Here is a 25,822-nt window from a genome sequence, read left to right as displayed (position 1 = left end):
CGGTCCTCGGCTCCCGCCCCTTCCGCGTGCGGTCACTCGGTGGCGCCACCCGGCAGGATCCGCCGGAAGCCGGTGTACGGAACCAGCGCCTCGGGCAGGACCACGGAGCCGTCGTCCTGGACGCCCTGCTCCAGCAGCGCGGCCACCGTCCGCCCGATCGGCAGCGCCGAACCGTTCAGTGTGGCCGCCGGCGTCTTGCGGCCGTCGGCCCGCTTCACCCGGATGTCGGCGCGGCGGGCCTGGAAGGTGCCGCAGTCGGACACCGAGGAGATCTCCCGGAACGTGCCGCCACCGGGCAGCCACACCTCGATGTCGTACGTCATCCGGGCCGAGAAGCCCATGTCGCCCGCGGGCAGCAGGACGGTGCGGAACGACAGTTCCAGCCGGCGCAGGCACTCCTCGGCGTGCCCCACCATCAGTTCGAGCTGCTCCTGTGCCTGTTCCGGCGCGCAGATCCGCACCAGCTCCACCTTCTCGAACTGGTGCAGCCGCAGGACGCCCCGGGTGTCCCGGCCGTAGGCCCCGGCCTCCGCGCGGAAGCAGGGGGTGCGGGCGGTGAAGGCGTACGGCAGCGTGCGCGCGTCCAGGAGCTGCCCGGCCACCAGGTTGGTCAGCGGCACCTCGGCGGTCGGGATAAGGAACAGCTCCCGGTCCGCGACCTTCGTGCGGAACAGGTCCTCCTCGAACTTGGGCAGCTGCCCCGTGCCGGTCATGGTGTCCCGATTGACCAGGAACGGCACCGACTGCTCGGTGTAGCCGTGCTCGCGGGTGTGCAGGTCGAGGAAGAAGCCGCCGAGGGCCCGCTCGAGGCGCGCCCCGGCGCCGTGCGCGACGCTGAACCGGGCACCGGACAGCCGCGCCGCGGCGGGGGAGTCGAGGATGCCGAGCGCCTCGCCGATCTCGGCGTGGTGCCGGGCACCGTCCGCCGGACGCGGGGCCGGGCCGCCGCGCCGTACCTCCACCGCCTCCTTCTCCGAGTCGCCGTCCGGTACCGCGTCCAGCGGCAGGTTGGGGATGCCGAGCAGCAGCTCGGTCAGACCGGCGGCGGCGGTCCGGGCGGTGGCCTCGGCCTGCTGCACCTCGGCCCGCAGCGCGCGGGCCGCCTCCTTCTCCGCCTCCGTGGGCGGCCCCGAACGACGGGCCTTGGCGGTGCGGTTCAGCTCGGTGCGCAGCCGGGTCACCTCGGACTGCGCGGCCGACCGGGCGCGCAGCGCGGTGCCGAGGGCGTCCAGGTCGAGGTCGTGGCGGCGGCGGGCCAGGCGCCGTACGGCGTCCTCGCCGGCCTCGATCAGCTCACTGGGATCGTGCATGACGGTCTCCTGACAGGGCGGGGGAGGAGGGGGCCGGGACGGGCTCGGCGGTGTGCCGGGTGCCGAGCAGGCGGTAGCGCACCGGGTGCGCCGAGCGCAGCCGGGCCGCGTACAGCAGGCCGCCCGCGGCGACCAGCGGCAGCAGCCAGGGCAGCGCGGCGATCACCTCGGACGGGGAGCCGGTGAGCATGTCGAAGTTGCCGACCACCAGCCACACCGAGGCGGCGAGACCGGCGAAGCCCAGCAGCGGTGCGACGGTCTCCCGCCACCAGTGCCCGGTGCCGGTGCGCACCCGCAGTCCGAGCACGGACAGCGCTGCCAGCGCCTGCAGGGCGACGATGCCCAGGGTGCCGAGACCGAGCATGCTGGTGGTCAGGTCGGCGTACGGGTCGAGGCCCGCGACGGCGAAGCCGGCCACGACCACCGCGGTCAGCGCGCTCTGCGCGAGGCTCGCCCGGTGCGGGGAGCCGTGCCGGGAGTGCTCGGCGGCCAGCGCGCCCGGCAGCAGGCCGTCCTGGGCGAGGACCTGGGCGTAGCGTCCGGCGGCGCTGTGCAGGGCCAGCGTCGCCGCGAACAGACTGGTGCACAGCATGATCTGCAGCCCGGTGCTGCCCGCCTTGCCGAGGAAGTCGTCGCCGAGGACGAAGAACAGGTCGCCCATCTGCTTGCCCGCGACCTCGCGCACGTTGTCGCTGCCGACCGCGCCGACCGCCAGCCAGCTCGTGAGCGCGTAGAAGCCGGCGATCAGGGTGACGGCCACATAGGTGGCGCGCGGCACGCTGCGCCTCGGGTCCTTCGCCTCCTTGCCGTACAGCGCGGCCGACTCGAAGCCGATGAAGGAGACGAACGCGAACATCAGCGAGACGCCGACGCCGGGCCCGGCCGCGGTGTGCGGGGAGAAGGAGGCCGCTGGCAGGGCGTGCAGTCCGTGGCGGGCGAGGATCGCCACGTCCAGCGCGGCCAGCACCCCGATCTCGCCGAGCATCAGCAGGGCCAGCACCCGGGCGCTGAGCGCGATCTCCCGGTAGCCGAGCACCGCCATCAGGACGAGCCCGACGGCCGCGCACCACTCCCAGGACACCGTCAGCCCGTGGGCCGCCAGCACGAGCTGGGTGAAGTAGCCGAGGGCGCCGGCCAGTCCGATGGTGGCGCAGTTGTAGGAGAGCAGGGCGACGTAGCCGGCGGCGACCGCGGGCGGCCGGCCGAGCCCGTCGGCGACGGAGGCGTAGAAGCCGCCGGAGCCGCCGGTGCGGCGGGCGCTGACCGCGTACCCCACCGAGAAGCACAGCAGGGTGACCCCGGCGAACAGGAAGGCGGCCGGCACACCGGCCCCGTCCCCGAAGGCGAACGCGAGCGGGACGGTGCCGACCATCGCGGACAGCGGCGCGGCGGCGGCGACGATCAGGAAGAGGATGTGCCCGGTACCGAGCCGGCCGGACGAGGGCGGGGAACCACTGGAGGACATGACGACTCCGAGAAAGGGGAGAGGGACGGGGACAGCCGTCCGCCGAGACTTCTCGGCGGACGGCTGCTGCGACGTGCCGGGCGGACCGGACCCGGCGGCGTCCAGGGCCTGTTGCGAAAGTCCCGGCCCGCCCTTCGGGCGAACGACGGGACTTTCGCAACAGGCCCTACGCGGGGGCGATCGCCAGGGACGTGTTCTGCCCGCCGAACCCAAGCGAGTTGCTCAGTGCCAGGTCGATCGGCATCGACGTGACCGTCTGGGCCAGCTTGATCTCGATCCGCGGATCGGGCATGACCAGGTTGGCGACGGGCGGGATGACCTCGTGCTCGACGCTGAGCACGGCGAACGCGGCCTCGACCGCGCCGGCGGCGCCCAGCAGGTGACCGGTGACTCCCTTCGTGGACGTGACCAGCGGGTCGCCGCGCAGGGACCGCTGGATCATGCGGGCCTCCGACAGGTCGTTCAGCGGGGTCGAAGTGCCATGGGCGTTGACGTGCTGTACGTCGTCCGGATCGGCCCCCGCGTCGGCGAGGGCCGCGCGTACCGCCGCCTCGATGCCGGCGCCGTCCGGGTGGGGTGACGTCATGTGGTGGGCGTCGGCGGTGGCGCCGTAGCCGATGATGCGGCCGTGCACGTGGGCGCCCCGGGCCCGGGCGTCCGCGACCCGCTCCATCACGAGGATCCCGGCGCCCTCCCCGGCCACGAAGCCGTCCCGGTCGACGTCGAACGGGCGGGAGGCGGACGCGGGGTCGTCGTGCCGCTTCGACAGCGCGCCCATCTGGGCGAACCCGGCCATGACCAGTGGGGTGATCATGGCCTCGCTGCCGCCCGCGAGGACGATGTCGCAGCGGCCGAGCGCGAGCAGGTCCCGGGCGGTCCCGATGGCGGTCGCGCCCGAGGCGCAGGCGGTGGCCACCACCAGGTTGGGTCCGGTCGCCCCGAACTCGATGGCCGTCTGGCCGGCCAGCATGTTCGGCAGCTGCATGGGCAGCAGCAGCGGCGACACGCGGTCGGCGCCCTGCTCGCGCAGCACATGGTGCTGTTCCTCGACGGTGCCCGGCCCGCCGTCGGCGCAGCCCAGCACCACACCCACCCGCGCGCCGTCCCAGGTCTGCGGGTCCAGGCCCGCGTCGGCCACCGCCTCGTGCGCGGCGACCAGCGCGAACTGCACGAACCTGTCCAGACGATGGGCACGCCGCGCGCTGAGCAGCGTCTCGGGGTCGAAGCCGGGCACCCGGCAGGAGATCTGTACGGGGTTGTCCGCCAGTACCGGATCGAGGGCGGCGGCCGGCCTGCCGTCGCAGACCGCCGCCCAGCTCGGCCCGACCCCGATCCCACCCGGGGTGACCAGACCGAGTCCGGTGACGGCGATGTCCATGCCGGCCATCAGACCTTCGCGCTCCGCTCCTCCATGAGCGAGACCATGTCGGCCACGGTCTCGGCCTCCAGGAGGTCGTCGTCGCTGATGTCCAGGTCCAGCTCGGACTTCAGCAGCAGCGACAGCTCCACCACGGCGAGCGAGTCCAGCTCGATGTCCTCGCGGGTGGCCTCCGGGGTGATCGCCTCGGGCGACACCTTGAGCTTGTTGGACAGGATTTCCTTGAGCTGCTCCAGCATGTCCGTTCCTTTCGAAGGGCGTACGCACCCCGCGTACCGCTGAATTCGGTGTGAGTGACTGACGGTCGGTCAGAAGGTCTGCAGCTCCGGCCAGACGACGGTGCCCGCGCCCCAGGCCAGCCCGCCGCCGAACGCGGTGAGCAGGACCCGGTCGCCCGCGCTGAGCCGGCCCTCGGCGGTGGCCTCGGCCAGCAGCAGCGGGATCGAGGCGGCACCGGTGTTGCCGACCCGTTCGATGTTGCTCAACTGCTTGTCCTCGGGCAGCCCGAGGCGTTTGGCCACCGCTTCCAGGATCCGGGCGTTGGCCTGGTGCGCGGCGAACCGGTCGACGTCCTCCATCCGCCAGCCGGCGCGTTCGGCGGCCTCGATGGAGACGGACGTCATCCGCTCCACCGCGTGCCGGTAGGTCTCCCGGCCGAGCATGTGGAAGTACCGGTCCGCCGGGTCGACCGGACGGTCGGTGGAGCGCTGCCGGGAGCCACCGGCCGGCACCTCGATCAGATGGCTCAGCTCACCGTCGCTGCCGAGCACCAGCGGGCCGATCGCCCCGGGCTCGGCCGCCGAGCCGGCCCGCAGCACCACCGCGCCCGCGCCGTCGGCGAAGATCACCGCGGTGGTGCGGTCCTCGGGATTGATGATCGTGGTGAAGGCGTCCGCGGCGATCAGCAGCACGCTGTCCGCCACCCCGGCCGCGATGAGCCCGGCGGCCGAGGCCAGCCCGTACAGGAAGCCCGAGCAGACGGCCGCCACGTCGAAGGCGGGCACCTGCCCGAGCCCCAGCCGGGCCGCCACCTGCGGTGCCGTCGCCGGGCAGGGCTGGTCGGGGGTGGTGGTGGCCAGCACCACCGCCCCGACCTGCTCGGCGCCCGCCGACTTCAGCGCCCTCAGGCCCGCCTCCACCGCCAGGTCGCCGGTGGAGGTGCCCGGGGTGATGAAGCACCGCTCGGCGATCCCGGTGCGGGAACGGATCCACGCGTCCGAGGTGTCGAGCCGCTGCGACAGGTCGTCGTTGGTCACCACGTTGGGCGGGACGTACGAGCCGATGCCCGTGATGACCGCGGCCCGCCCGGTGCTCATGCGCCGGCCTCCGAGGCGAGGACCTCGACGGGCAGGCCCATGTACTTCATGCGGACCTCGGCCATCTCGTCGGTCCAGCGCTCGGCCATGTCGTAGCGCTGCTCGGCGGTGGTGTCGAGCAGCCGCACGCCCGGCCAGACCTCGTAGTCGCCGATCTTGTCGGCGTGCTCGGCCATGCCCTGCTGGAACAGCTCCTCGCGGTGGATGACGAACTCCCGGTCCGGGATCTCGTCCCACAGCTTCACGCCCGAGCGCAGGATCTCCAGCAGCCGCGGCTTGTACTCCGGGTGCGCGATCACGTGGTCGCGCAGGATGGTGCTGGCCACGGTGAGGTGGCGGATCTCGTCGATCGCGGTGCCCCGCGAGATCTCGCCGGTCGCCGGGGACAGCGGGGTCCACTTGCGCTCGCTCAGCTCGGCGGCCGGGGCGAGCACACCCTCGATGATGATGGCGAACACCGCGACGCCGCCGGGGAAGTCGGCCTGGTCGCGCACGATGTCCAGGGTGAAGTCCACCACCGGGTCCAGGACCCGCTTGCGGTAGTCCCGGGCCATCTCCTCGATGTCCTTCAGCAGGGTGCCCGCCGGGATGCCCAGGTCCACCAGGTGCTGCCGGAAGACCCGGGCGTGCCGGGCCTCGTCGATGAGCTGGGTGGCGTAGAACTCCATCTCGGGGATGCCGGGCGCGATCGACACGTAGTGGCCGAGCAGCCGGGTGGCCAGCTCCTCCGCCAGCGCGCGGAAGCCGAACTCCAGCACCAGCGCCTCGCGCAGCGGGCCGGGTGCCTTCAGGAAGCCGGGCGTGATCGCGTTCTCGTGGTGGCCGGTCGCCCCGCGGTCGCGCAGGGTTCCCTGGGCCACCGAGGTGATCCAGTAGGCGAGGTCGCACTCCTCGGGGCCGAGGGTGAGTTCCTTCGCGCCGTCGAGCAGACCGGGCGCCTTGTCCCAGTCCGCCTCGGGGGCAACGGGTGCGGTCATGATGCGGCGGCCTCCTTCGCCGGACGCAGGGAGCCGGCGAACAGCCCGCCGGCGTAACTGAACAGCGGCAGACCGGGGTCGGCCGTGGCGCGGACGACATGGCCGAGCAGCAGTTCGCTGTCGCCCGCCGCGTGCGCCGAGTGGAAGCGGCAGACGTAGTGGGCGAGCGCGCCCGCGATCAGCGGGGCGTGCGCGTACCGGTCCGCCGTCCAGGCCAGGCCCGCGAAGGCCGCGTCGCCGTCCGGACGGCCGCTGTCGGCGAACCGCCGGGCCACGTCGGCCTGGTGGCCGCCGAGCACGTTGATCGCGAACCGGCCCTCGGCGGCCGCGAGCCGGGCGAACGACGAGCCCGACCGCAGCACCACGCCGACCAGCAGCGGCGAGCGCGAGACGAGGGTGACCGTGCTGGCGGTCGTGCCGTGCATCCGGTCCTCGGGGCCGGTGGTCAGCACCGACACCGGGGACGCCAGGTGGTACAGCGCCCGGCGGCGCTCGGCCGGGTCCTGGCGGACCGGCCGGGCGGCGCGTACATCGGTCGCGGTGGTCATCCCACGGCCTCCGTCTCCCGGACGGCCGGCCGCGCGGGGACGTGACCGACCGGCTCCGGGTCCATGGCGTGCCCGACCGGCTTGGGGTGGGGCAGGCCCAGGTCGTCCAGCAGCCGCAGGTAGCCCTGCTGGCGCACCGGCTCGAAGGGCAGCGCGAAGGACTTCATGAAGTTGCCGAACAGGCCGCGGTCGCCGAACAGGTGGAACGGCAGCACCAGCAGCGCCCACTCCGGCTTGACCAGCCAGCACCACAGCCCGGCCACCACGCCCTGCGTGATGAGGCTGTGCATGACGTTGTAGAGGACGTAGTAGGCCTTGTGGATCGGCCGGCCGCCGCTCTTCCTGAACGCGACGGCACCGGGGATGTAGCCGATCAGGTCGATGTAGAGGAACAGTCCGATCGCCGGCAGCCAGCGGATGTCGCCGAAGTGGTAGACGATCAGTCCGGTGGTGACGGCGAGGCCCACCAGGTACTCGGCGCGGTGCAGCGAGTACGTGCGCGGTGTCTCGAAGGGGTTCGCCTGGTCCATGGTCAGCTCCTCCGGCGGGTGCTAGGCGCCGACCGCGGCGGGCTCGGTGAGTTCGATGCCGCCCTGGATGCGCGCACCCGGGAACAGGCCGGTCAGCGCCCAGGCGACGGTCTCCTTGATGACCCGCTCGGCGATCGGGTCGAGGATGCCCTCGAGGCTCGGGATGCCGAAGTCGAAGTCGGCGTCGAAGCGGACGGTGACGTCGTCCCCGGACTGCTGGACGGACCAGGTCCCGGCGAAGGAGTCGAAGTCGCCGTCGGACTGCTCGAAGCGGATCTCGCCGCTCTCCGGCAGCACCGTGTCGTCCTCGGTCCAGCGCAGCAGGCCGCTGCGGAAGTGCAGCTCCCAGCTGGAGGAGGCCTTCGGGTCGGGGTAGGAGGCGTGCACGGTGGTCGCGTTCACGTGGGGCGCCAGGTCCGGGAAACGCTCCCAGCGCCGTACGGCGTGCAGGACCGTTTCGGCCTGCTCCGCGGGTATCAGGGCATCGAGTTCGACGTGCCGCACGATCAGTTACCGCCTTCCGGCATTGTGGCCGCGCCCTTGATCAGGTCGCGGGTGGCCAGGTCGAAGGAGTTGACGAGGAAGTCCACGTCGGTGTCGTCCAGCACGGCGGGCGGGGTGAACCGCACCACCGAGCTGCCGTTCATGGAGTGGTTGGCGACCACGCCGTGGTTGAACAGTTCGATCAGCAGCTCGCCGGCCAGTCCGGCCTCGACGAGCTCCACGCCGATGAGCAGGCCCCGGCCGCGCACCTCGACGACCAGCTCGGGGATGTTGCGCTGCGCGACCTCCGTGATCCGCGGCAGCAGCCGGGCGCCGAGGTCCATGGCGCGGGTGACCAGGCGCTCCTCCTTGACCGCCCGGATCGCGCCCTGCACCGCCGCCATCAGCACCGGCTGGCCGGAGAAGGTGGCGGTGTGGACGTAGGGGTCCTTGTCGAAGGGGCGGAAGGCCTTGCGCGTGGCGACGGCCGCCGACACCGGCATCACACCGCCGCCGAGCGCCTTGCCGGTGAGCAGGACGTCCGGGACGACGCCCTCGATGTCGGCGCCCCACCACTCGCCGAGCCGCCCGAAGCCGGACTGGACCTCGTCGAGGATGAGGAAGCCCTCGTACTCCCGGACCAGTTCCTCGACCCGCTTGAGGTAGCCCTTCGGCGGGATGATGACACCGCCCTCGCCCTGCACCGGCTCGAGGATCACGCAGACCTCGCCCGGGTGGGCCCTCAGCTCCTCCTCCAGGGCGTCGGCGTCACCGAACGGCAGGTGCTGGAAGTCGGGGACGAGGGGGCGGAACGGCGCCTGGTAGACCTCCTTGGCGGTCGCCGAGAGGGCACCCAGGGTCTTGCCGTGGTAGCCGCCGCGCATCGAGACGGTCCGCTTGAACCCGTTCGCGCGGGCCAGCTTCAGTCCCGTCTCCACCGCCTCGGCGCCGGACAGCGCGAAGTGCACGCGGTCCAGACCGGGCGGCATCACGGACACCAGGGACTCGGCGGCGCGGGCCACCGTCGGCTCCAGCAGGATGCGGGTCGCTGTGGGGTGGGTGCGCAGCTGGCGCTCCACCTCCTCCATGACGATCGGGTGGCGGGCACCCATGACGAACACGCCGTAGCCGCCGGCGTTCAGGAAGCGCTCGCCGTCGCTGGTGGTGAGCCAGGCGCCCTCGGACGCCGTCTCCATGTGGCTGCCGAACAGCTCGGCGAGCGTGGCCCGGCCCTTGCTGAGGTGGGCCCGGTAGAGGTTGAGGATGTCCGCCTCGTAGTCGGCGGCGGAGACCGGCGCCGGCGCCGGGGAGTCCTGGATGACGGTCACGTGTCGCTCACTCCAAGGGTGTGGGTGGGTCGGGAGGCCTTCGGTGGCGCTATGCCAGCACCAGCGGGCCCCCGTCGAAGTACGTGAGCAGCGGCTCCGCGGCGGCGAGGCGCGACGGCGGGTGGAAGGCCAGGGCGCGCGTCGCGGCGGCGGCCTGCGCGCTCGACGAGTTGACGATGAAGTCCAGGCCGCCGAGCAGCTCCAGCGCCCGCGCCACGATGTCCGGCAGGGCGTTCTGCACGGCGTACCGGGCGACCAGCACCCGGGCCACCGACTCCTCGTCGCCGGGCTCCTGGCCGGTGCCGCGGGCCACGCCCTCCAGCAGGGCGAGGGCGGCCTCCATGTCCACGGCGAGCGCGGCCCGCTCCGCGGCGCCGCCCCGCCGCCGCTCCAGCACCTGTTCCACCAGGGCGGCGGCACTGCCCGCGTATCCGGCGGAGATCAGCATCTCGAACCAGACGAAACCGGCCGACTGCAGGTCGTCGAGGCGGGTGGGGTCGTCGGCACCGGCCCGGACGACCATGTCCGCGGGGACGAACACGTCCTCCAGGCGCACCTCGTCGCTCTCCGCGCCGGCCAGCAGGTCGTTGCCCCAGAACGCGTGCACGGTCAGTCCCGGCGCGTCGGACGGCACCAGCGCGAGTGCCAGCTCGGGCTCGCCGCCGTCCTCGCCGTGGATGGCGATGGACGCGGTGAGCAGGCTCATCGAACGGGCCAGGCTGCACGGCTTCTTCGAACCGGACAGCAGGAACCCGCCCTCCACGGGGCGCGCGGTCACGGCCGGCTTCAGGATGTTCTGCGCGGTCCGGCCCTCGGCCCAGCCGGAGGCCATCACCTGCTGGTCCGGGACGATCCGGTGCAGCAGTGCGGTCTGCGCGTCGGTGAGCCGGCCCGACTTGACCGCCAGCGAGTACAGCATCGCGGCGGTGAAGTGGTGCATCGAGACGGCCGCGACCAGCGACGGGGACAGCGCGCCGAGGGCGAGCTGCACCCGCAGCGCCTCCAGCGGGGCGGCGCCGTGGCCGCCGTAGCTCTCGGGTATGAGCAGGCCCACTCCGCCGTGGATGCGGAACAGATCGATCACCGGGCTGCCGGGCTGCTCCCGCTCGGCGTACGGGATCTGCTCCAGCTCCTTGAGCAGTCCGGGATGGAACCGCTCGCACACGGTCCGGGCAGCATCGAGGGAACGCAACGGAAACCTCCGGAAGACGTCGAAAGCGAAGGCGGTCAGGCGCCGAAGACCGCGTCGTACGGGCTCACGTCGCGGGCGATGCTGACTCCCTGGATGTGGGAGGTCTTGAGCATCGGGTAGTTGGCCTCGCCGAAGGCGCCGCCGGTGCGGCCGGTGCCGCCGTGGCTCGGCAGGTACGGCAGGAAGCCGATGTGGGAGTCGTTGACCTTCAGCAGGCCGCCGTTGACGACGCGGCGCACGAAGGTCTCGATGACGTGGTCCGAGCGCGACCACAGGGAGTTGCGCAGCCCGTAGTCGTTGCTGTTGACGAACTGCAGGAAGGCCTCCAGCAGGGCGTCGTCGTTGTCGCGTTCGGGGACCACGATCGGGATCAGCGGGAAGAACGTCTCCTCGCGGACCACGTCGTACGTCCGGGCCCGGTCCAGGCCGTCCACCCGCACCACCGTCGGCTGCAGGAAGACACCCGTCTCCGACACCGTGCCGTCGACCTCGGTGCGGTTGCCGCCGGTGAGCAGCTCGGCGCCGTTGTCCAGCGCCTGGCGCAGCAGCCGGAAGAAGCGCTCGCTGCGCCGGACCGGCGACAGCAGCACGTCCTCCTCCTCGGGCAGGCCCGGCTTGATGCCCTTGACCTGCTCCTTCACCTCGGCGATCAGCGTCTCGGCGATCTCCGGGTGGACCAGAACGTAGTTGGGCACCATGCAGATCTGCCCGGAGCCGTAGAACGACTCGGTGATGGCCTCGGCCGCCCACTTCACGTCGGCGTCCTTCCAGACCACGATGCCGTCGTTGCCGGCGAGTTCGAGGATGGGCTTCTTGCCGTGCGCCACGCAGCTCTGCTCGAAGCGCAGACCTTCCTGGCTGCCGCCGATGTAGAAGATGTCGTCGATCAGCGGGTCGGCGATCCAGCGGTCCATGGTCTGCTTGGGGTTGGAGCACACCGCGTTCAGCACACCGGCCGGCGCGTCGATCTCCTCCAGCAGCGGGGCGACGATGTCCCGAAGCAACCACATGGTGGACAGCGCGATCGAGCGCGGCGCCCGCACCACCACGGCGTTGCCCGCCATCAGCGCCAGCACGCACAGGGCGGCGCTCGGCAGCGGGGCGTTCTGCGGCGGGTTGAAGGCGACCACGCCGTCCGGCTGGCGGTGCAGGATCAGCTTGCGGCCGTTGTACTCCTTCTCCACCCGCATCTGCTTCATGTACCAGCGCAGGGAGCCCGGGGCGTAGATCTGCAGCAGGCAGCTCAGCTCCCACCGGGCGAGCTTCACGGGGTGGGACTCTGCGACCAGCATGCGCAGGAACTCGTCCTGGTGCTTGATCAGTTCCTCGCGGAAGCGGGTGCCCAGCTGCATCCGCCGCTCCAGCGGTACGGCCGCCCAGTCGGGGGCGGCGGCGGCCGCCGCCTGGGTGGCCAGGTCGATGGCGGAGTCGTCCGCGATCGCGCAGCGCCCGACGACGTACGGGTGCTTGGCCGCCTCGGACTCCGGGTCCTGTTCCAGGGAGCGCTTCAGGCTGACGCTCGTGAAAACGTCTTCCAGCAGGGAACGCCCGCTGACGGTGTAGACCCAGCCGTCACCGGCCACGTCCTTGCCCGCGATGTAGAGGTCGTAACTCTTCAATCCGGAAGGTGCCTCAGCACTCTCCTCCTGCTCCTGCGCGGCTTCGCGAAGCATCTTCAGCCTTTCGGATATGGCGTGTGGATTTCTTGAAGCGATCCGAGCCTGGCAGCGGAATCTGACCCGGCGCTGACGCCCGACTGACCGCACCGATCCGGCCAACGCCGGCTCCGCAGCCTGTCAGTGGGGCGTCAGCCGGCGCTGCTTGCATGACCGCATGCCACCTGTCGACAGCACGATCCAGCGGTTGCGCGACCTGCCGCGCAGCGAGCTCGCCGAGGAAATCGAGTCACTCGTCCTGGAGAAATTCAGGGCGGTTCTTCTGATGGACGAGTCGGAGGAACTCCCCGTCGACGTCAGCTATTTCGATCTCGGCCTCACTTCGCTGCGGCTGACCGAGATACGGCAGAGCCTGGAGCAGCTCCTGGACCTGTCGATCAACGTCAACGTGCTCTTCAACGAGCCGACCGTCGCCCATCTCGTGGACCACCTGACCCAGGAAATCCAGGACGCTTGAGGAGTCGTTCCATGCCGCGTACGGAATCAGAGCAGGCGCCCGAACCGGTCGCGATCGTCGGAATCGGTCTGCGGTTCCCCGGCGGCAGCGGCTCGCCCGACGAGTTCGACGCCTTCCTGCGGGAGGGCCGCAGCGGAATCGGCCCGATCCCCCGGGACCGCTGGGACGTCGAGGCGTTCACGCCCGAGGGGCCCGACGACAAGGGCAAGATCATCGCCAAGGCCGGCGGGTTCCTCGACCGCATCGACCTGTTCGATGCCGGCTTCTTCAACATCAGCCCGAAGGAAGCCCGTTACATGGACCCCCAGCAGCGGCTGCTGCTGGAGACCGCCTGGCAGGCCCTGGAGCACGCGGGCATCGACCCCGCGCCGCTGCGCCGCGGCAACGGCGGCGTGTACATCGGCGCCAGCTCCATCGACTACGCCCTAGAGCTGGACTCGCTGCCGTACGAGGAGCTGGACGGCCATCTCGCCTCCGGCATCACCATGTTCCCGCTGTCCGGCCGGCTGTCGTACTTCCTCGGCTGGCGGGGCCCGAGCATGAGCGTCGACACCGCCTGCTCCTCCTCGCTGGTCGCCCTGCACCTGGCCGTGCAGGCGCTGCGCGCCGGCGAGAGCGACATCGCGCTGTGCGGCGGCGTCAACGCCCTGCACCACCCGCGCATCCCGGTGATGTTCTCCAACGCCCAGATGCTGTCCCCCGACGGCCACTGCAAGACCTTCGACGAGGCCGCCGACGGCTACGCACGCGCCGAGGGCTGCGGCATCGTCGTCCTCAAGCGGCTCTCCGACGCCCAGCGCGACGGCGACCGCGTCCTCGCCCTGGTGCGCGGCACGGCCGTCGGCCAGGACGGCGACAGCGCCGGCCTGACCGTGCCCAACGGCCCCGCCCAGGAGAAGGTCATCCGCGCCGCGCTGGCCACCGCCCACCTCGGCCCCGAGGACGTCTCCTACGTCGAGGCGCACGGCACCGGCACCCCGCTCGGCGACCCCATCGAGTTCGGCGCCATCGGCGACGTGTTCGTCGACTCCCACACCAAGGACCAGCCGGTGCTGGTCGGTTCGGTGAAGACCAACCTCGGTCACATGGAGCCGGCCTCCGGCATCGTCGGCGTCATCAAGACCGTGCTGCAGCTGCGCTCCGGCACGGTCTACCCGCACGTGGGCCTCAACACCCCGTCGGGGCGCATCCCCTGGGACCTGTACCCGCTGCGCGTGCCCACCGAGTGCGAGCCGTGGCGGGCCGAGGTGAAGCGGGCCGTCGTCAACAGCTTCGGCTTCGCCGGCACCATCGGCGCCGTCGTGCTGGAGGAGGCACCCGAGCCGGCCGAGCGCGAGGAGTCCTCCCTCCCGCACGCCGCGCCGGTGTTCACCCTGTCCGCGAAGAGCGCCGGCGCCCTGCGCGAACAGGCCGCCCGGTACCGGCAGCTCCTCGCCGACGAGCCCGGACTGCCGGCCGACGCCGTGGCGTACACCTCCAACGTCGCGCGCACCCACCACCCCTACCGGGTCGCCGCCCCCGTCGCCGGCCGCGCCGCGCTCACCAAACTGCTGGACCGGGCCGCCGAGGCCGAGCACGAGGGCCCCACCGGCATCCGCAAGACCGCCTTCATGTTCACCGGACAGGGCTCGCAGTTCGCCGGCATGGGCGCCGCCCTCTACGAGGCGCTGCCCGTCTTCCGCGCCCACGTCGACGAGTGCGACCGCCTCTTCGCCGAACCCCTCGGCCGCTCCGTGCGCGAGCTGCTGCTCGGCACCGCCGCCGACCCGGAGGCCATCGACCGCACCGAGTACACCCAGCCCGCGCTGTTCACCCTCGAATACGCCCTCGCCCAGCAGTGGATGGCCTGGGGCGTACGCCCCAACGTGCTCATCGGGCACAGCATCGGCGAGGTCGTCGCGGCCGCCGTCGCGGGCCTGTTCACCCTGCCCGACGCCGTGAAGCTGGTCGCCGCCCGCGCCCGGCTGATGCAGGCGGTGCGCGCCGAGGGCGGCATGGCCGCCGTCGCCGCGCCCGCCGAGGAGGTCGCCCCGCTGCTGGAGGGCCGCGACGACCTGGCGCTGGCCGCGGTCAACGCCCCCGACCAGACCGTGGTCTCCGGCGCCACCGCCGCCCTCGACGAGGTCACCGGCATCCTCGCCGACCGGGGCTTCCGGGTGGACCGGCTCACGGTCTCGCACGCCTTCCACTCGCCGTTGATGGCCGAGGTCTACGACGACTTCCGGGCCGCCCTGGACGGCATCACCTTCCACGAGCCGAAGATCAGCCTGATCTCCAACGTCACCGGGCGCCTGGCCCGCCTCCGCGAGATCGGCAACGCCGACTACTGGGTGCGGCACATCGGCGAACCCGTCCGCTTCCTCGACGGCATCCGCGCCGTCGCCAAGCGCGGCCGGCACGCCCTGATCGAGATCGGCCCGCAGGCCGCGCTCACCGCGCTCGCCCGCCGCGGCGTCACCGTCGAGGACCACGTGTGGCTGGCCAGCCTGCGCCGCCGCGACACCACCACGGCCACCACCCTGACCGCGCTCGCCGACTACTACGCCGCCGGCCTCGGCGTCTCCTGGGACGGCTACCACGCCGGGTACGCCACCCCCGCCAAGGTGGACCTGCCCACGTACGCCTTCCAGCGCAAGCGCTACTGGCTGCCCTCGGTCACCCCCCGGCGCTCCGCCGGAGGCGGCAGCGCCCGGCACCTGCTGCTCGGCACCGAGGAGCGGTTCGCCAGCGGAGTGCGGGAGTTCACGGCGGAGTTCACCGCCGAGGAACTCGGCGCGCTCGCCGACCTCGCCGGCGGCGGCCGGGCCACCCTGCCCGCCGGCGCCTACGTCGACCTGCTGCTCGCCGCACAGGACGCGGTCCAGGGCCACGCCCGCTCCGCGATCCGCGGCCTCACGCTGCTCGCCCCGCTCGAGCTGCCCGCCGAGACCACCCTCACCCTCACCACCCGCTGGCGGCCGCGCCCCGAGGGCGGCGCCGGCGTGGAGGTGTTCACCGTCGTAGGCGGTGAGGAGAACCTCCACGCCACCGCCGTGGTCGCCGCCGACCGCGAGGCACTCGTCCCGGTCTCCGAACTGGCCGAGCTGGACGCCGCGCTGGCCCCGGCCGGGCAGCGCATCGACGACGAGGACATCTACACCGACCTCGCCTCCGTCGGCCGCCCCGCCGGCCCCCGTATGCGGCTGCTCCGGCACGTCACCCGGCACGGCGACGACGTGGTCTGCGCCGAACTCACCGGTCGCGACGCCACCGCCGTCGAACACGTCCCGGCGGAGCTGCTGGAGGCCGCCGCCCAGGCGCTGGTCGTCCTCGACCCCGAGGGCCCGGTGTTCGTGCCCCGCGAGATCGCCTCCGTGCGGCACTTCCGCAAGCCGCGCGGCGCGAACCTGCGCGTCCTCGCCCGGATCCGCGGCGAGCAGGACCGCCGCCTCGCCGACGTGCTGCTGCTGGAGAACGGCGACCCGGTCGCCGAACTCCTCGGCGTCCGGCTGGCCCGCCCCGAGGACCGCACCGGCCGCCGCCGCTTCCTGCACCGCCCCGAATGGATCCGCCGGGCCCTGCCCGCGACCGGGGCCGCGCCCGCCGAACGGCACGTGGTGCTGCTCGACCCGGCCGCCGCCCGTGCCGCCGAACTCGCCGGCGAGCCCGGCCTGAAGGTGACCTGGCTCGCCGACCCCGCCGAGCTCAAGTCCGTGCTCGACGACCCGACCGTCACCGACGTCGTCCGCGTCTGGCGCACCCGGCCCGGCGAGATGTCCGTGGACCGGCTGCGCGCCGAGTCCGAGGACAACTACCGCGAACTGCTCGCCACGGTCGGCGTGCTGGACGCGGCCGGCCTCTCCCGGCCGCCGCGGCTGTGGCTGGTCACCCAGGGCGCCCAGACGCTGCCCGGCGACCCTGCGGGCGACGGCGGCCACCTCGCCGCCGCCACCCTGTGGGGCTTCGGCCGGGTGCTGCTCACCGAGTACCCGCAACTGCGCACCACCCTGGTGGACCTCGCCCCCGGCAGCGGCCTGGCCCCGCTGCTGGAGGAGTGGCGCACCGAGCCCGCCGGCGAGTACCAGGTCGCCTACCGGTCCGGCCGCCGCTACGTGCGCCGGCTGCTCGCCGGTGACGAGGCGCTGAACTGGAGCGGCGACTTCGAACTGCGTGCCGCCGAGTCCGGCGACCTGTCCGACCTGGCACCCGCCCCGGTCACCGGCCGGGCGCCCGCCGAGGACGAGGTCCAGGTGCGCGTCCGCCTGGTGGGCCTGACGGCCGAGGACGCCCGGACCGCGCTGGACACCGGCCGCGCCGACCGCGAGGAGTCCGAGGAGGACGGCGAGGACGTGCCGCCGCCCGTGCTCGGCCGCACCGCCCACGGCACGGTCCTGGCGGCCGCCGCGGGCACCGGCTTCGCGCCCGGCGACGAGGTCCTCGTCCGCCACGACGGCACCTTCCGCTCCACGCTCACCCTGCCGGCGACGGCCGTCGTGCACGCCCCGGCGCCCGTACCCGGCGACGGCGCCGCCCACTTCGGCCTCGACGAGACCGGCGAGGCACTGCGCACCACCCTCGCCGACCCGGCCCGCCCGGTCTGGGTGACCCTGCCCGAGGACCCGTCGGACCGGCGGCGGGAACCCGCCGAGCGGCAGCCGGCCGGCCTGCGCGACGACCGCACCTACCTCGTCACCGGCGGCCTCGGCGGCCTCGGCCTCGCCACCGCCCGGAAGCTGGCCGAACTCGGCGCCCGGCACCTGACGCTGGTCAGCCGCAGCGGCAAACCCGCCGCCGAGGCCGCGGAACTGCTCGCCGGCCTCGCCGAGGAGGCGGAGGTCGACATCGTCCGCGCCGACCTCGGCCGCGCCGAGGACGTCGCCCGGCTGGTGCGCCACATCGAGACCGGACCGCGCGCCCTGGGCGGCATCGTGCACGCCGCCGGCGGCTCCTACGACGAGCGGCTGATCTCCGAACTGACCTGGGAGTCCATCGAGGACCAGCTGGAGGCGAAGGCCTACGGCGGCTGGCTGCTCCACGAGGCCACCGAACAGGTCTTCCCGGACCTGGAGTTCTTCGTCGTGTACTCCTCGGTCTCCTCGGTGCTCGGCGGCTTCGTCGCCCAGGGGCACTACGCCGCCGGCAACGCCGCCCTCGACGGCCTCGCCGGCTGGCGCGCCCGCCGCGGCCTGCCCGGACTCGCCCTCAACTGGAGCTCCTGGTCCCGGGTCGGCATGTCCTCCCGCATGAACGACGTCCTCATCCAGGAGCTGGAGCGCGGCGGCGTCCACCTGTTCTCGCCGACCCGGGCCCTGAACACCCTGGTCAGCCTCTGGGACCAGCCGCGCGGCCAGCGCGTGGTGGGCGACTTCGACTGGGACCGCTACATGGCGGGCCGGGTCACCGGCGACCTGTTCTTCGACCGCCTGGCCCGCCGGGCCCCCGAGGACGACGACGGTCTCGACGTCGCCGCGCTCGCCGCCCTGCCCCCGGCGGAACGCGCCACGGCCGTCACCGCCGTGGTCCGGGAGAAGGTCGCCGCCGTGCTGCACCTCGAGGAGGGCGACGAACTGGATCCGAACACCGAGTTCGTGTCGCTGGGCCTGGACTCACTGATGGCCCAGCAGGTCAGGTCCGGTCTGGAGCAGGCCTTCCGGCTGCCCCTGCCGGCCTCCCTCACCCACGACCACCCGACGGTACGGCAGCTCGCCGGCTTCCTCGGCGAGCGGATCGGCCCGGCGCCGGCCGCGTGACGGACGACAAGGACAGACGACCATGACTGACATCTCCAGTGGCATACCGAGGGAGCGCTGGACGCTCCACCACTCCGCCCGCGCCCACGCCGGCAGCCGTCCGGACCATCCGGCGATCGTCTGCGAGGGCCGCGTCACCACCTACGAGAAGTTCCACCGGGACAGCAACCGCGCCGCGCACGCCCTGCGCGCCTGCGGTGTCCAGCGCGGCGACCGGATCGCCTACCTGGGCCGCGAGTCGGAGACCTACTACCTGGTGATGATCGCCTGTGCCAAGGCGGGCGCGGTCCTGGTACCGGTCAACTGGCGGCTCACGGCCGGCGAAGTGGACCACATCCTGCGCGACTCCGGTGCCGCCCTGATCTTCGTCGACGACGAGTTCTGGGACACCGTCGCCACCGTCCGCCACCAACTGCGCGGACTGCGCAAGGTGATCCGCGTCGACGGCACCGACGCCGACGGCGAACCCGCGCGCGGCGCCGGACTGCCCGCCTGGGCCGCCGGTCTGCCGGACACCGACCTCACCCCGGGCACCGGCCCCGACGACGCGGTCATCCAGATCTACACCAGCGGCACCACCGGCCTGCCCAAGGGCGCCGTCCTCGCCCACCGCAGCTTCTTCACCCTGCCGCACGCCAGCCGGGAGCGCGGCGTCGACTGGATCGACTGGCTGCCCGAGGACGTCGGCCTGATCTCCCTGCCGGGCTTCGGGGTCGCCGGCATCGGCTGGTTCCTGCACACCTTCAACGCCGGCGGCACCAACGTGGTCATGCCGCAGTTCGACCCGCAGGAAGCGGTGCGGCTCATCCGCACCCACCGGGTGACCACCACCTTCGCCGCACCGGCCATGCTGCAGGCGATGGCGGCCGAACGCGGCGCGGGACCCGAGGCGTTCACCTCCCTGCGCAAGATCGCGTACGGCGCGGCCCCGATGTCCGAGACGCTTCTCAAGCAGTGCCTGGAGACCTTCGGCTGCGAGTTCGCGCAGATCTACGCCAGCACCGAGACCGGCAGCGTGGCGGTCTGCCTGCCGCCCGAGGCGCACCACCCCGGCAGCACCGTGCTCACCTCGGTCGGCAAGCCCTGCCCCGGCAACGAGATCAAGGTGATCGGCCCCGACGGCGACACCCTCCCGGCCGGCGCCATCGGCCAGATCTGCGTCCGCGCCCCCTCCCGGATGCTCGGCTACTGGAACCTGCCCGAGGCCACCGCAAGCACGCTGGTGGGGGAGTGGCTGCAGATGGGGGACGCCGGCTACCTCGACGACGACGGCTATCTCCACCTCTGCGACCGGATCAACGACACGATCATCGTCGCCGGGCAGAACATCTACCCCGCCGAGGTCGAGAAGGCGCTCGCCGCGCACCCGGCCGTCGCCGACGCCGCCGTGGTCGGACTGCCCGACGAGCGCTGGGGCGAGAGCGTGCACGCGGTGGTCGTCCTGCGGCCCGGGACGAAGGCCACCCCGCGCGAACTCCTGCTGTCCCTGCGCGGCCGGATCGCCGACTACAAGATCCCCGGCACCTACCACTTCGCCGAGTCCCTGCCCCGCAACCCCTCGGGCAAGATCCTTCGCCGCGCGGTACGGGAACAGCTCACGGCACCGGCCCGGGACCCGCTCGCGAGCACCGTATGACACCGAACCGGCACCCCATGCCCGAAAGGGACCTGACCATGAGCACCGAGCCCCTGCGGATCGGCATCCTCCTGCCCACCCGGGAACAGGCCATCAACGGCAGCTACGCGGCCGCGCCGCTGCTGGACTTCGCCCGCCAGGCGGAAGCGCTCGGCTTCGACTCGCTGTGGGCCGGGGACTCCCTCACCGCCCGCCCGCGCCTGGACCCGCTCGTCGTCCTGTCGGCCGCCGCCGCGGCCACCGAGCGCATCGCGGTCGGCACCGCGGCCCTCACCCCCGCCCTGCGCCACCCGCTGATCGGCGCCAACATGGTCGCGAGCCTCAGCCATGTCGCCGCGGACCGGCTGATCCTCGGCCTCGGCTCGGGCTTCCCGATGCCCGAGACCGAGGAGGAGTTCGCCTCGGTGGGCGCCTCCTTCCAGGGCCGGGTGGGCCGCCTGGACGAGATCACCGCGCTGTGGCGCACCGCCTGGCGCTCCGGCGAGGACGGTGAACCGGACGAGTTCCAGGGCCGGTTCTGGCAGGCCGGACACCTCGACCGGCTGCCCGCCCCGGCCGTCCCCGGCGGCCCCCCGCTGTGGCTCGCCGGCAGCGACACCCCGAAGGTCCTCGCCCGCGCGGCCACCCGCTACGACGGCTGGCTGCCGTTCCTGCCCGACGTCGAGGCCTACGGCCGCGCCCGCCGCCGTATCGCCGAACTCGCCGAGGAGGCCGGGCGCGGCGCCGGTGCCGTCACCCCCGCGCTGTACGCCACGGTCACCGTGAACAGCGACGAGACGGCGGCGAGGGCCGAACTGGAGCACTACATCAGCCACTACTACGGCCGCTCCCTGGACCAGATGCGCACCATCCAGGCCTACGCCTGGGGCAGCGCCGAGAAGTGCGCCGAGTGGCTCGGCGAGTACGTCCGGGCCGGCGCCCGGCACCTGGTCGTGCGGATCGGATCCCTCGACCCCGAACCGCAGTTGAAGGAGATCGCCGAGGTGCTGCTGCCCGCGGTACGCGCCCTCGGCCCCACCGTTGGGAGCACCCAGTCGTGACCAGTGCCATCGCCTCCGTCGGCCAGGACATGTCCCGTGCGGGGCAGTGGTTCCACCCCGCGGACCCGTCGCCCGACGCCTCGATCCGGCTGTTCATGCTGCCGCACGCGGGCAGCGGGGCCATCATCTACCGCGACTGGGAGCGGCTGCTGCCGCCCGACATCGCCCCGCAGGCGGTGACCCTGCCCGGCCGGCACAACCGCCGCGAGGAGCAGACGTACGAGGAGTTCGAACCGCTGCTCGAGGCGCTGCACGAGGCCGTGCTCGACGACCTCGACGACCGCCCGTTCGCCCTGTTCGGGCACTGCCTCGGCGCCCAGCTCGCGTTCCGGCTCACCATCCGCATGGAGGAGGAGGGCGGCCCGTCTCCCATCATGGTCGGCACCTCCGGCTGGTCGCCCCAGGGCTTCTTCAAGCCCACCGAGGAGCAGAGCCGGATGCCCGAGCCCGAGATGGTCCAGTGGATCAAGAAGCTGGGCTCGTTCCCGGCGGAGATCTACGACAACCCCGAGATGCTCGCCCTCGTGGTGCCGGCGCTCCGCGCCGACCTGCGCGTCGCGGCCGACCACGACGACGACGGCGCCGGCGTCAACTGCCCGCTCGCCTCCTACGGCGGCCGCTCCGACCCGCTCCAGGAGCACCCGGACGCCATGTCCCACTGGGCCGGGCGCACCCCCGCCTACCTGGGCCACAACGAGTACCCGGGCGGCCACTTCTACATCGACACCCACGCCCAGTCCGTCACCGCCCACTTCGCCCACCGGCTGCAGCGCATCACCGCGAACCGGGCGGCCTGAACACCCGTTCCACCAGGCAGCGGCCGACCGGGCCTGCCGCTGCCGCACGCGCTCGGAGCGAGCCGCGCCGGCGCCCCGAGAAGCGAAAGAGAGAGCCACATGAAAGCACCTCACGACCTGTACATAGCCGCGGCCGCGGCCTGGGTGCCCGGCACACGTCCGCTGGCCGAGGCCGTCGCCGCGGGACTCGTCGACGCCGAGCACCGGAGCCTCGGCTACGAGTCGATCGCCGTGGCCGAGGGCGTCGCCGGGCCCGACATGGCGGTGCGCGCGGGGCGGCTGGCGCTCCGCCGGGCCGGGACCGACGGGCACGAGGTCGGTCTCGTCCTGCACTCCTCGTGCGGCTACCAGGGCCACGACATGTGGCCGGCGGCGTCGTACGTCGCGAACGAGACCGTGGGCCGCGCGGCGGCCGGTTTCGACGTCCAGCAGCGCTGCAACGCCGGGCTCGGCTCGCTGTGGCTGGCCGCCGGGCAGATCGCCGCCGGCTTCACCGAGGCGGTGCTGCTGACCAGCGGCGACAACTTCGCGCCGCCGTGGGTGGACCGCTGGAACGTGCAGCTCAACTTCATCTTCGCCGACGGCGGCGGCGCGCTGCTGCTGTCCGGGCGCGGCGGCTTCGCCCGGGTGGTCTCGCTGTGCGTCGGCGCCGACAACTCGCTGGAGCGCTGGAACCGGGGCCTGGAGCCGTTCGGCACCGTGCCCGGCCGGGACCTGCCGCTGCGGCTGCGCGAACGCGGGGTCCAGCACGCCCTCACCCCCGAGGCCGAGGGCTCCTGGGAGCGCTTCGAGGCCGGTCTGCTGGACACCACGGCACGGGCACTGTCCGACGCCGGCGTCACCACCGAGGACATCGCCCGGGCCGTCGTACCGCACATCCACCGGGGCGAGTCCCCGGAGAACTACGAGCTGCTCGGTTTCGCCGAGAAGCAGAGCACCTGGGACCTGGGCCGCCGGGTGGGCCACATGGGCGCCGGCGACCAGTTCCTCGGCCTCGAACACCTCGTCAAGCAGCGGTCCGTCGGCCCCGGCGACCTCGTCCTGCTGGTGGCCGCCGGCGAGGGCTTCAGTTTCTCCGCCGCCGTGGTCGAGATCCTCGACGTACCCGACTGGCAGTAGCCGGTGCCGCTCCCGCGGCCCGCCCGGCCGGCGCGTCAGCGCCGTGTCAGCGGGCTGCGGGACAGTGGCCGTCCGACGCACACGGGAGACCGCCGCCGTCCGCGCGCAGGCGGGCAGGGCATGCCACCCCCCCCACCCCTGAGCGAAGGATCGAGAAGACATGAAGCTGGACACAGAGCTGTACATCGCCTCCGCCGCCTCCTGGCTCCCGGACGCCCGCCCGCTGAGCGACGCCGTCGCCGCGGGACTCGTCGACGAGGAGCACCAGAGCCTCGGCTACGAGTCCATCACGGTGGCCGAGGGCGTTTCCGGGCCCGAGATGGCGGTGCGCGCGGGGCGGCTGGCACTCGAGCGGGCCGGGACCGACGGCCACGAGGTCGGCCTGGTCCTGCACTCCACGTGCGGCTACCAGGGCCACGACATGTGGCCGACGGCGTCGTACGTCGCCAATGAGACCGTAGGCCGCGCGGCGGCCGGCTTCGACCTGCAGCAGCGCTGCAACGCCGGGCTCGCCTCGCTGACCCTCGCCGCCGGCCAGATCGCCGCCGGCTTCACCGAAGCCGTGCTGCTGACCAGCGGCGACAACTTCGCGCCACCCTGGGTGGACCGCTGGAACGTCCAGCTCAACCTCATCTTCGCCGACGGCGGCAGCGCGCTGCTGCTGTCCGGCCGCGGCGGCTTCGCCCGGGTCGTCTCCGCCCGCGTGGGCGCCGACAACTCGCTCGAGCGCTGGAACCGGGGCCTGGAGCCGTTCGGCACCATACCGGGCCGCGAGATGCCGGTGCCGCTGCGCGCACGCGGCCGCCAGCACGCCCTCACCTCCGAGGCCGAGGGTTCCTGGGAGCGCATCGAGGCGGGGCTGAAGAGCACCACGGCCGGCGCGCTGGCCGACGCCGGACTCACCGGTGAGGACATATCCCGCGTGGTGACGCCGCTTATACACCGCGGCGAGTACCCCGAGAACTACGACGTGCTCGGCTTCACCGAGAAGCAGAGCACCTGGGACCTGGGCCGCCGGGTGGGCCACATCGGCGCCGGCGACCAGTTCCTCGGCCTCGAACACCTGGTCAAGCAGCGGGCCGTGGGGCCCGGCGACCTCGTCCTCATGGTGGCGGCCGGGGCCGGTTTCAGCTTCTCCGCCGCCGTGGTCGAGATCCTCGACGTCCCCGACTGGCAGTAACCGCGCGTGCCCGACGGTTCCGGTCCGCCTTGCCGGCCGGGCACGCGCAGGACAAGAAAGGAACCGTCAACCATGTCCCTGCAGCAAGCGCGGACAGCCGGCGCCGAGCCCCGGGAGCGGGTGCCGGCCGGCCCGCACTGGGCGACGCTGCCGCTCATCCTGGTCGGTACGTTCGTGATCACGCTCGACGTGTTCATCGTGAACGTCGCCATCCCCGAGACCCAGCGCGACCTCCACGCGAGCGCCTCCGCCGTGGAGTTCGTGGTCGCCGGGTACGCCCTCGCCTACGCCGCCGGCCTCATCACCGGCGGCCGGCTGGGTGACCTGTACGGCCGACGGCGGATGTTCCTGCTCGGCGTCGCGCTGTTCACCCTCTCCTCCGCCTGGGCGGGCATGGCGCCGACCGCCGGTCAGCTCGTCGTGGCCCGGATCGCGCAGGGCCTCGCCTCCGCCCTGATGGGCCCGCAGGTGCTGGCCATCATCGGCGTCACCTACGAGGGCCAGGCCCGGGTCAGGGCCTTCAACGCGTTCGGCCTGACCATGGGTCTCGCCGGTGTCTTCGGGCAGCTCATCGGCGGCCTGCTGATCCACGCCGACATCGCCGGCCTCGGCTGGCGGACCTGCTTCCTGGTCAACGTGCCGGTCGGCATCGCCGCGCTGCTGCTCGGACCGCGGCTCATCCCCGAGTCCCGTGCCGAGGGCCGGTCCCACCTCGACCCGCTCGGCATGGTGCTGGTCTCGGCCGGCCTGGTCGCGGTGGTCCTGCCGCTCGCCGAGGGCCAGCAGAAGGGCTGGCCGCTGTGGACGTGGCTGTGCCTGGCCGCGTCGCCCGTGCTGCTCCTGCTGTTCGCGGTGTACCAGCGGCGTCTGGCGAACACCGGCGGCAGCCCGCTGGTCAACCCGGTGCTGTTCCACAAGCGGCCGTTCACGGTCGGCGTCGTCACCGGTGTCGTGTACTACTCCGGCATGGCGTCCTTCTTCCTGGTCCTCGCCCTGTACCTGCAGGCCGGGGTCGGGCTGACCGCCCTGGAGTCGGGCCTGGTCTTCCTGCCGCTCGGCGTGGGCTTCCTGGCCACCTCGCTGCTGGCCCGCAAGGTGGCGGCGCTGCTCGGCCGTCAGGTCCTCGCGGTCGGCGCCCTGGTGCTGCTGGCCGGGCTCGGCGGGCTGTGGGAAGCGGTGGACCACATCGGCACCGACGGCGCCGTGGCCTGGCTGGTGCCCGGACTGCTGGTGGGCGGCTCGGGCATGGCGATGGTGATGGCCCCGCTGGCGTCCATCGCCCTGGCCGGCACCGACCCGCGCTACGCCGGAGCCGCCTCGGGCGTGCTCTCGACGGCCGCGCAGGTCGGCGGCGCGGTGGGCGTGGCCGCGGTCGGCGTGGTCTTCTACCACGTCCTCGGACAGGGCACCGGCCCCGGTGCCTACGCCGACGCCTTCAAGGCCAGCGTCTACCTGCTGGCGCCGCTCGCGCTCGCCGTGGCCGCGCTGGTCCAGCTCATCCCCCGTCCCAAGCCGGCCCCCGCCGCCTGAGCGCGGCGGGGTCCCGCCCGGGGCCATGGCCGCGGACCGCGGATCCTGATGTTCGACGAGCCGGTCAACGGGCTCGACCCCGAGGGCATCCACTGGATCCGGAACCTGATGAAGTCGCTGGCCACCCAGGG

Annotated in this window: 20 protein-coding genes and 1 pseudogene; 9 read left to right on the top strand and 12 right to left on the bottom strand. The window is 72.9% G+C overall.

The window, feature by feature from the left end; genetic code table 11:
* Positions 1–32 precede the first annotated feature (32 nt).
* The 12 genes from serS to ABZ478_RS37800 all read right to left on the bottom strand — a co-directional run bounded on the left by serS (position 33) and on the right by ABZ478_RS37800 (position 12,200).
* Complete coding sequence (serS, locus tag ABZ478_RS37855; protein WP_359557155.1) at positions 33–1,310, bottom strand: serine--tRNA ligase; 1,278 nt, start codon at positions 1,308–1,310, stop codon at positions 33–35.
* The gene (locus tag ABZ478_RS37850; RefSeq protein ID WP_359557153.1) at positions 1,294–2,775 is read right to left on the bottom strand and encodes an APC family permease; all 1,482 of its coding nucleotides are present in this window, start codon (positions 2,773–2,775) and stop codon (positions 1,294–1,296) included. The genes serS and ABZ478_RS37850 overlap by 17 nt, the downstream gene beginning before the upstream one ends.
* A 166-nt stretch (positions 2,776–2,941) precedes the next feature.
* Positions 2,942–4,162: a beta-ketoacyl-[acyl-carrier-protein] synthase family protein gene (locus ABZ478_RS37845; RefSeq protein WP_359557150.1), complete on the bottom strand. Its 1,221-nt coding sequence runs from the start codon at positions 4,160–4,162 to the stop codon at positions 2,942–2,944.
* Positions 4,162–4,392 (bottom strand): phosphopantetheine-binding protein, encoded by a 231-nt coding sequence (locus tag ABZ478_RS37840; RefSeq protein WP_358940107.1) that lies wholly within the window; start codon positions 4,390–4,392, stop codon positions 4,162–4,164. Before ABZ478_RS37840 ends, ABZ478_RS37845 begins: the two co-directional genes overlap by 1 nt.
* A gap of 69 nt (positions 4,393–4,461) precedes the next feature.
* Entirely contained in the window at positions 4,462–5,469 is a 1,008-nt protein-coding gene (locus ABZ478_RS37835) for a beta-ketoacyl-ACP synthase III (protein WP_359557147.1), read from the bottom strand.
* Positions 5,466–6,446, bottom strand: a complete 981-nt coding sequence (locus tag ABZ478_RS37830; RefSeq protein WP_358940109.1) for a VlmB-like protein — start codon at positions 6,444–6,446, stop codon at positions 5,466–5,468. Before ABZ478_RS37830 ends, ABZ478_RS37835 begins: the two co-directional genes overlap by 4 nt.
* The gene (locus ABZ478_RS37825; RefSeq protein ID WP_358940110.1) at positions 6,443–6,994 is read right to left on the bottom strand and encodes a flavin reductase family protein; all 552 of its coding nucleotides are present in this window, start codon (positions 6,992–6,994) and stop codon (positions 6,443–6,445) included. Before ABZ478_RS37825 ends, ABZ478_RS37830 begins: the two co-directional genes overlap by 4 nt.
* Positions 6,991–7,524, bottom strand: coding sequence for a hypothetical protein (locus ABZ478_RS37820; protein WP_359557145.1), 534 nt, complete (start codon positions 7,522–7,524; stop codon positions 6,991–6,993). Before ABZ478_RS37820 ends, ABZ478_RS37825 begins: the two co-directional genes overlap by 4 nt.
* 21 nt (positions 7,525–7,545) lie before the next feature.
* Positions 7,546–8,028, bottom strand: coding sequence for an SRPBCC family protein (locus tag ABZ478_RS37815; protein ID WP_359557144.1), 483 nt, complete (start codon positions 8,026–8,028; stop codon positions 7,546–7,548).
* A gap of 2 nt (positions 8,029–8,030) precedes the next feature.
* On the bottom strand, positions 8,031–9,335 hold the full coding sequence (locus ABZ478_RS37810; RefSeq protein WP_358940113.1) for an aspartate aminotransferase family protein: 1,305 nt from the start codon (positions 9,333–9,335) through the stop codon (positions 8,031–8,033).
* A gap of 49 nt (positions 9,336–9,384) precedes the next feature.
* Entirely contained in the window at positions 9,385–10,527 is a 1,143-nt protein-coding gene (locus ABZ478_RS37805; RefSeq protein WP_359557143.1) for an acyl-CoA dehydrogenase family protein, read from the bottom strand.
* Positions 10,528–10,562: 35 nt separating this feature from the next.
* Positions 10,563–12,200: an aldehyde dehydrogenase family protein gene (locus ABZ478_RS37800; RefSeq protein WP_359557141.1), complete on the bottom strand. Its 1,638-nt coding sequence runs from the start codon at positions 12,198–12,200 to the stop codon at positions 10,563–10,565.
* A 160-nt stretch (positions 12,201–12,360) separates the two neighbouring features.
* Between ABZ478_RS37800 and ABZ478_RS37795 the strand changes: the two genes are divergently transcribed.
* The 9 genes and pseudogenes from ABZ478_RS37795 to ABZ478_RS37755 form a co-directional block, all read left to right on the top strand.
* Positions 12,361–12,660: an acyl carrier protein gene (locus ABZ478_RS37795; protein WP_351666698.1), complete on the top strand. Its 300-nt coding sequence runs from the start codon at positions 12,361–12,363 to the stop codon at positions 12,658–12,660.
* Positions 12,661–12,671: 11 nt separating this feature from the next.
* Positions 12,672–18,389, top strand: coding sequence for an SDR family NAD(P)-dependent oxidoreductase (locus tag ABZ478_RS37790; protein WP_359557138.1), 5,718 nt, complete (start codon positions 12,672–12,674; stop codon positions 18,387–18,389).
* A gap of 22 nt (positions 18,390–18,411) precedes the next feature.
* Positions 18,412–20,025: a fatty acid--CoA ligase gene (locus ABZ478_RS37785; protein ID WP_359557135.1), complete on the top strand. Its 1,614-nt coding sequence runs from the start codon at positions 18,412–18,414 to the stop codon at positions 20,023–20,025.
* Between the two features lie 38 nt (positions 20,026–20,063).
* Positions 20,064–21,065, top strand: coding sequence for an LLM class flavin-dependent oxidoreductase (locus tag ABZ478_RS37780; RefSeq protein ID WP_359557132.1), 1,002 nt, complete (start codon positions 20,064–20,066; stop codon positions 21,063–21,065).
* Between the two features lie 29 nt (positions 21,066–21,094).
* On the top strand, positions 21,095–21,862 hold the full coding sequence (locus ABZ478_RS37775) for a thioesterase domain-containing protein (RefSeq protein WP_359557172.1): 768 nt from the start codon (positions 21,095–21,097) through the stop codon (positions 21,860–21,862).
* A gap of 99 nt (positions 21,863–21,961) precedes the next feature.
* Positions 21,962–22,981: a ketoacyl-ACP synthase III family protein gene (locus ABZ478_RS37770; protein ID WP_359557130.1), complete on the top strand. Its 1,020-nt coding sequence runs from the start codon at positions 21,962–21,964 to the stop codon at positions 22,979–22,981.
* 160 nt (positions 22,982–23,141) lie between these two features.
* Positions 23,142–24,161 carry a ketoacyl-ACP synthase III family protein gene (locus ABZ478_RS37765; protein ID WP_359557129.1) on the top strand — a complete coding sequence of 340 codons (1,020 nt, stop codon included), beginning with the start codon at positions 23,142–23,144 and terminating at the stop codon, positions 24,159–24,161.
* 72 nt (positions 24,162–24,233) lie between these two features.
* Complete coding sequence (locus ABZ478_RS37760; RefSeq protein ID WP_359557126.1) at positions 24,234–25,691, top strand: MFS transporter; 1,458 nt, start codon at positions 24,234–24,236, stop codon at positions 25,689–25,691.
* Positions 25,692–25,727: 36 nt separating this feature from the next.
* A pseudogene (locus ABZ478_RS37755) lies at positions 25,728–25,822 on the top strand (ABC transporter ATP-binding protein); the annotation flags it as partial.

This window comes from Streptomyces sp. NPDC005706 (genome assembly GCF_040631045.1).
Taxonomy (GTDB): Bacteria; Actinomycetota; Actinomycetes; order Streptomycetales; family Streptomycetaceae; genus Streptomyces.
This window is presented reverse-complemented; position numbering and strand designations above follow the sequence as displayed.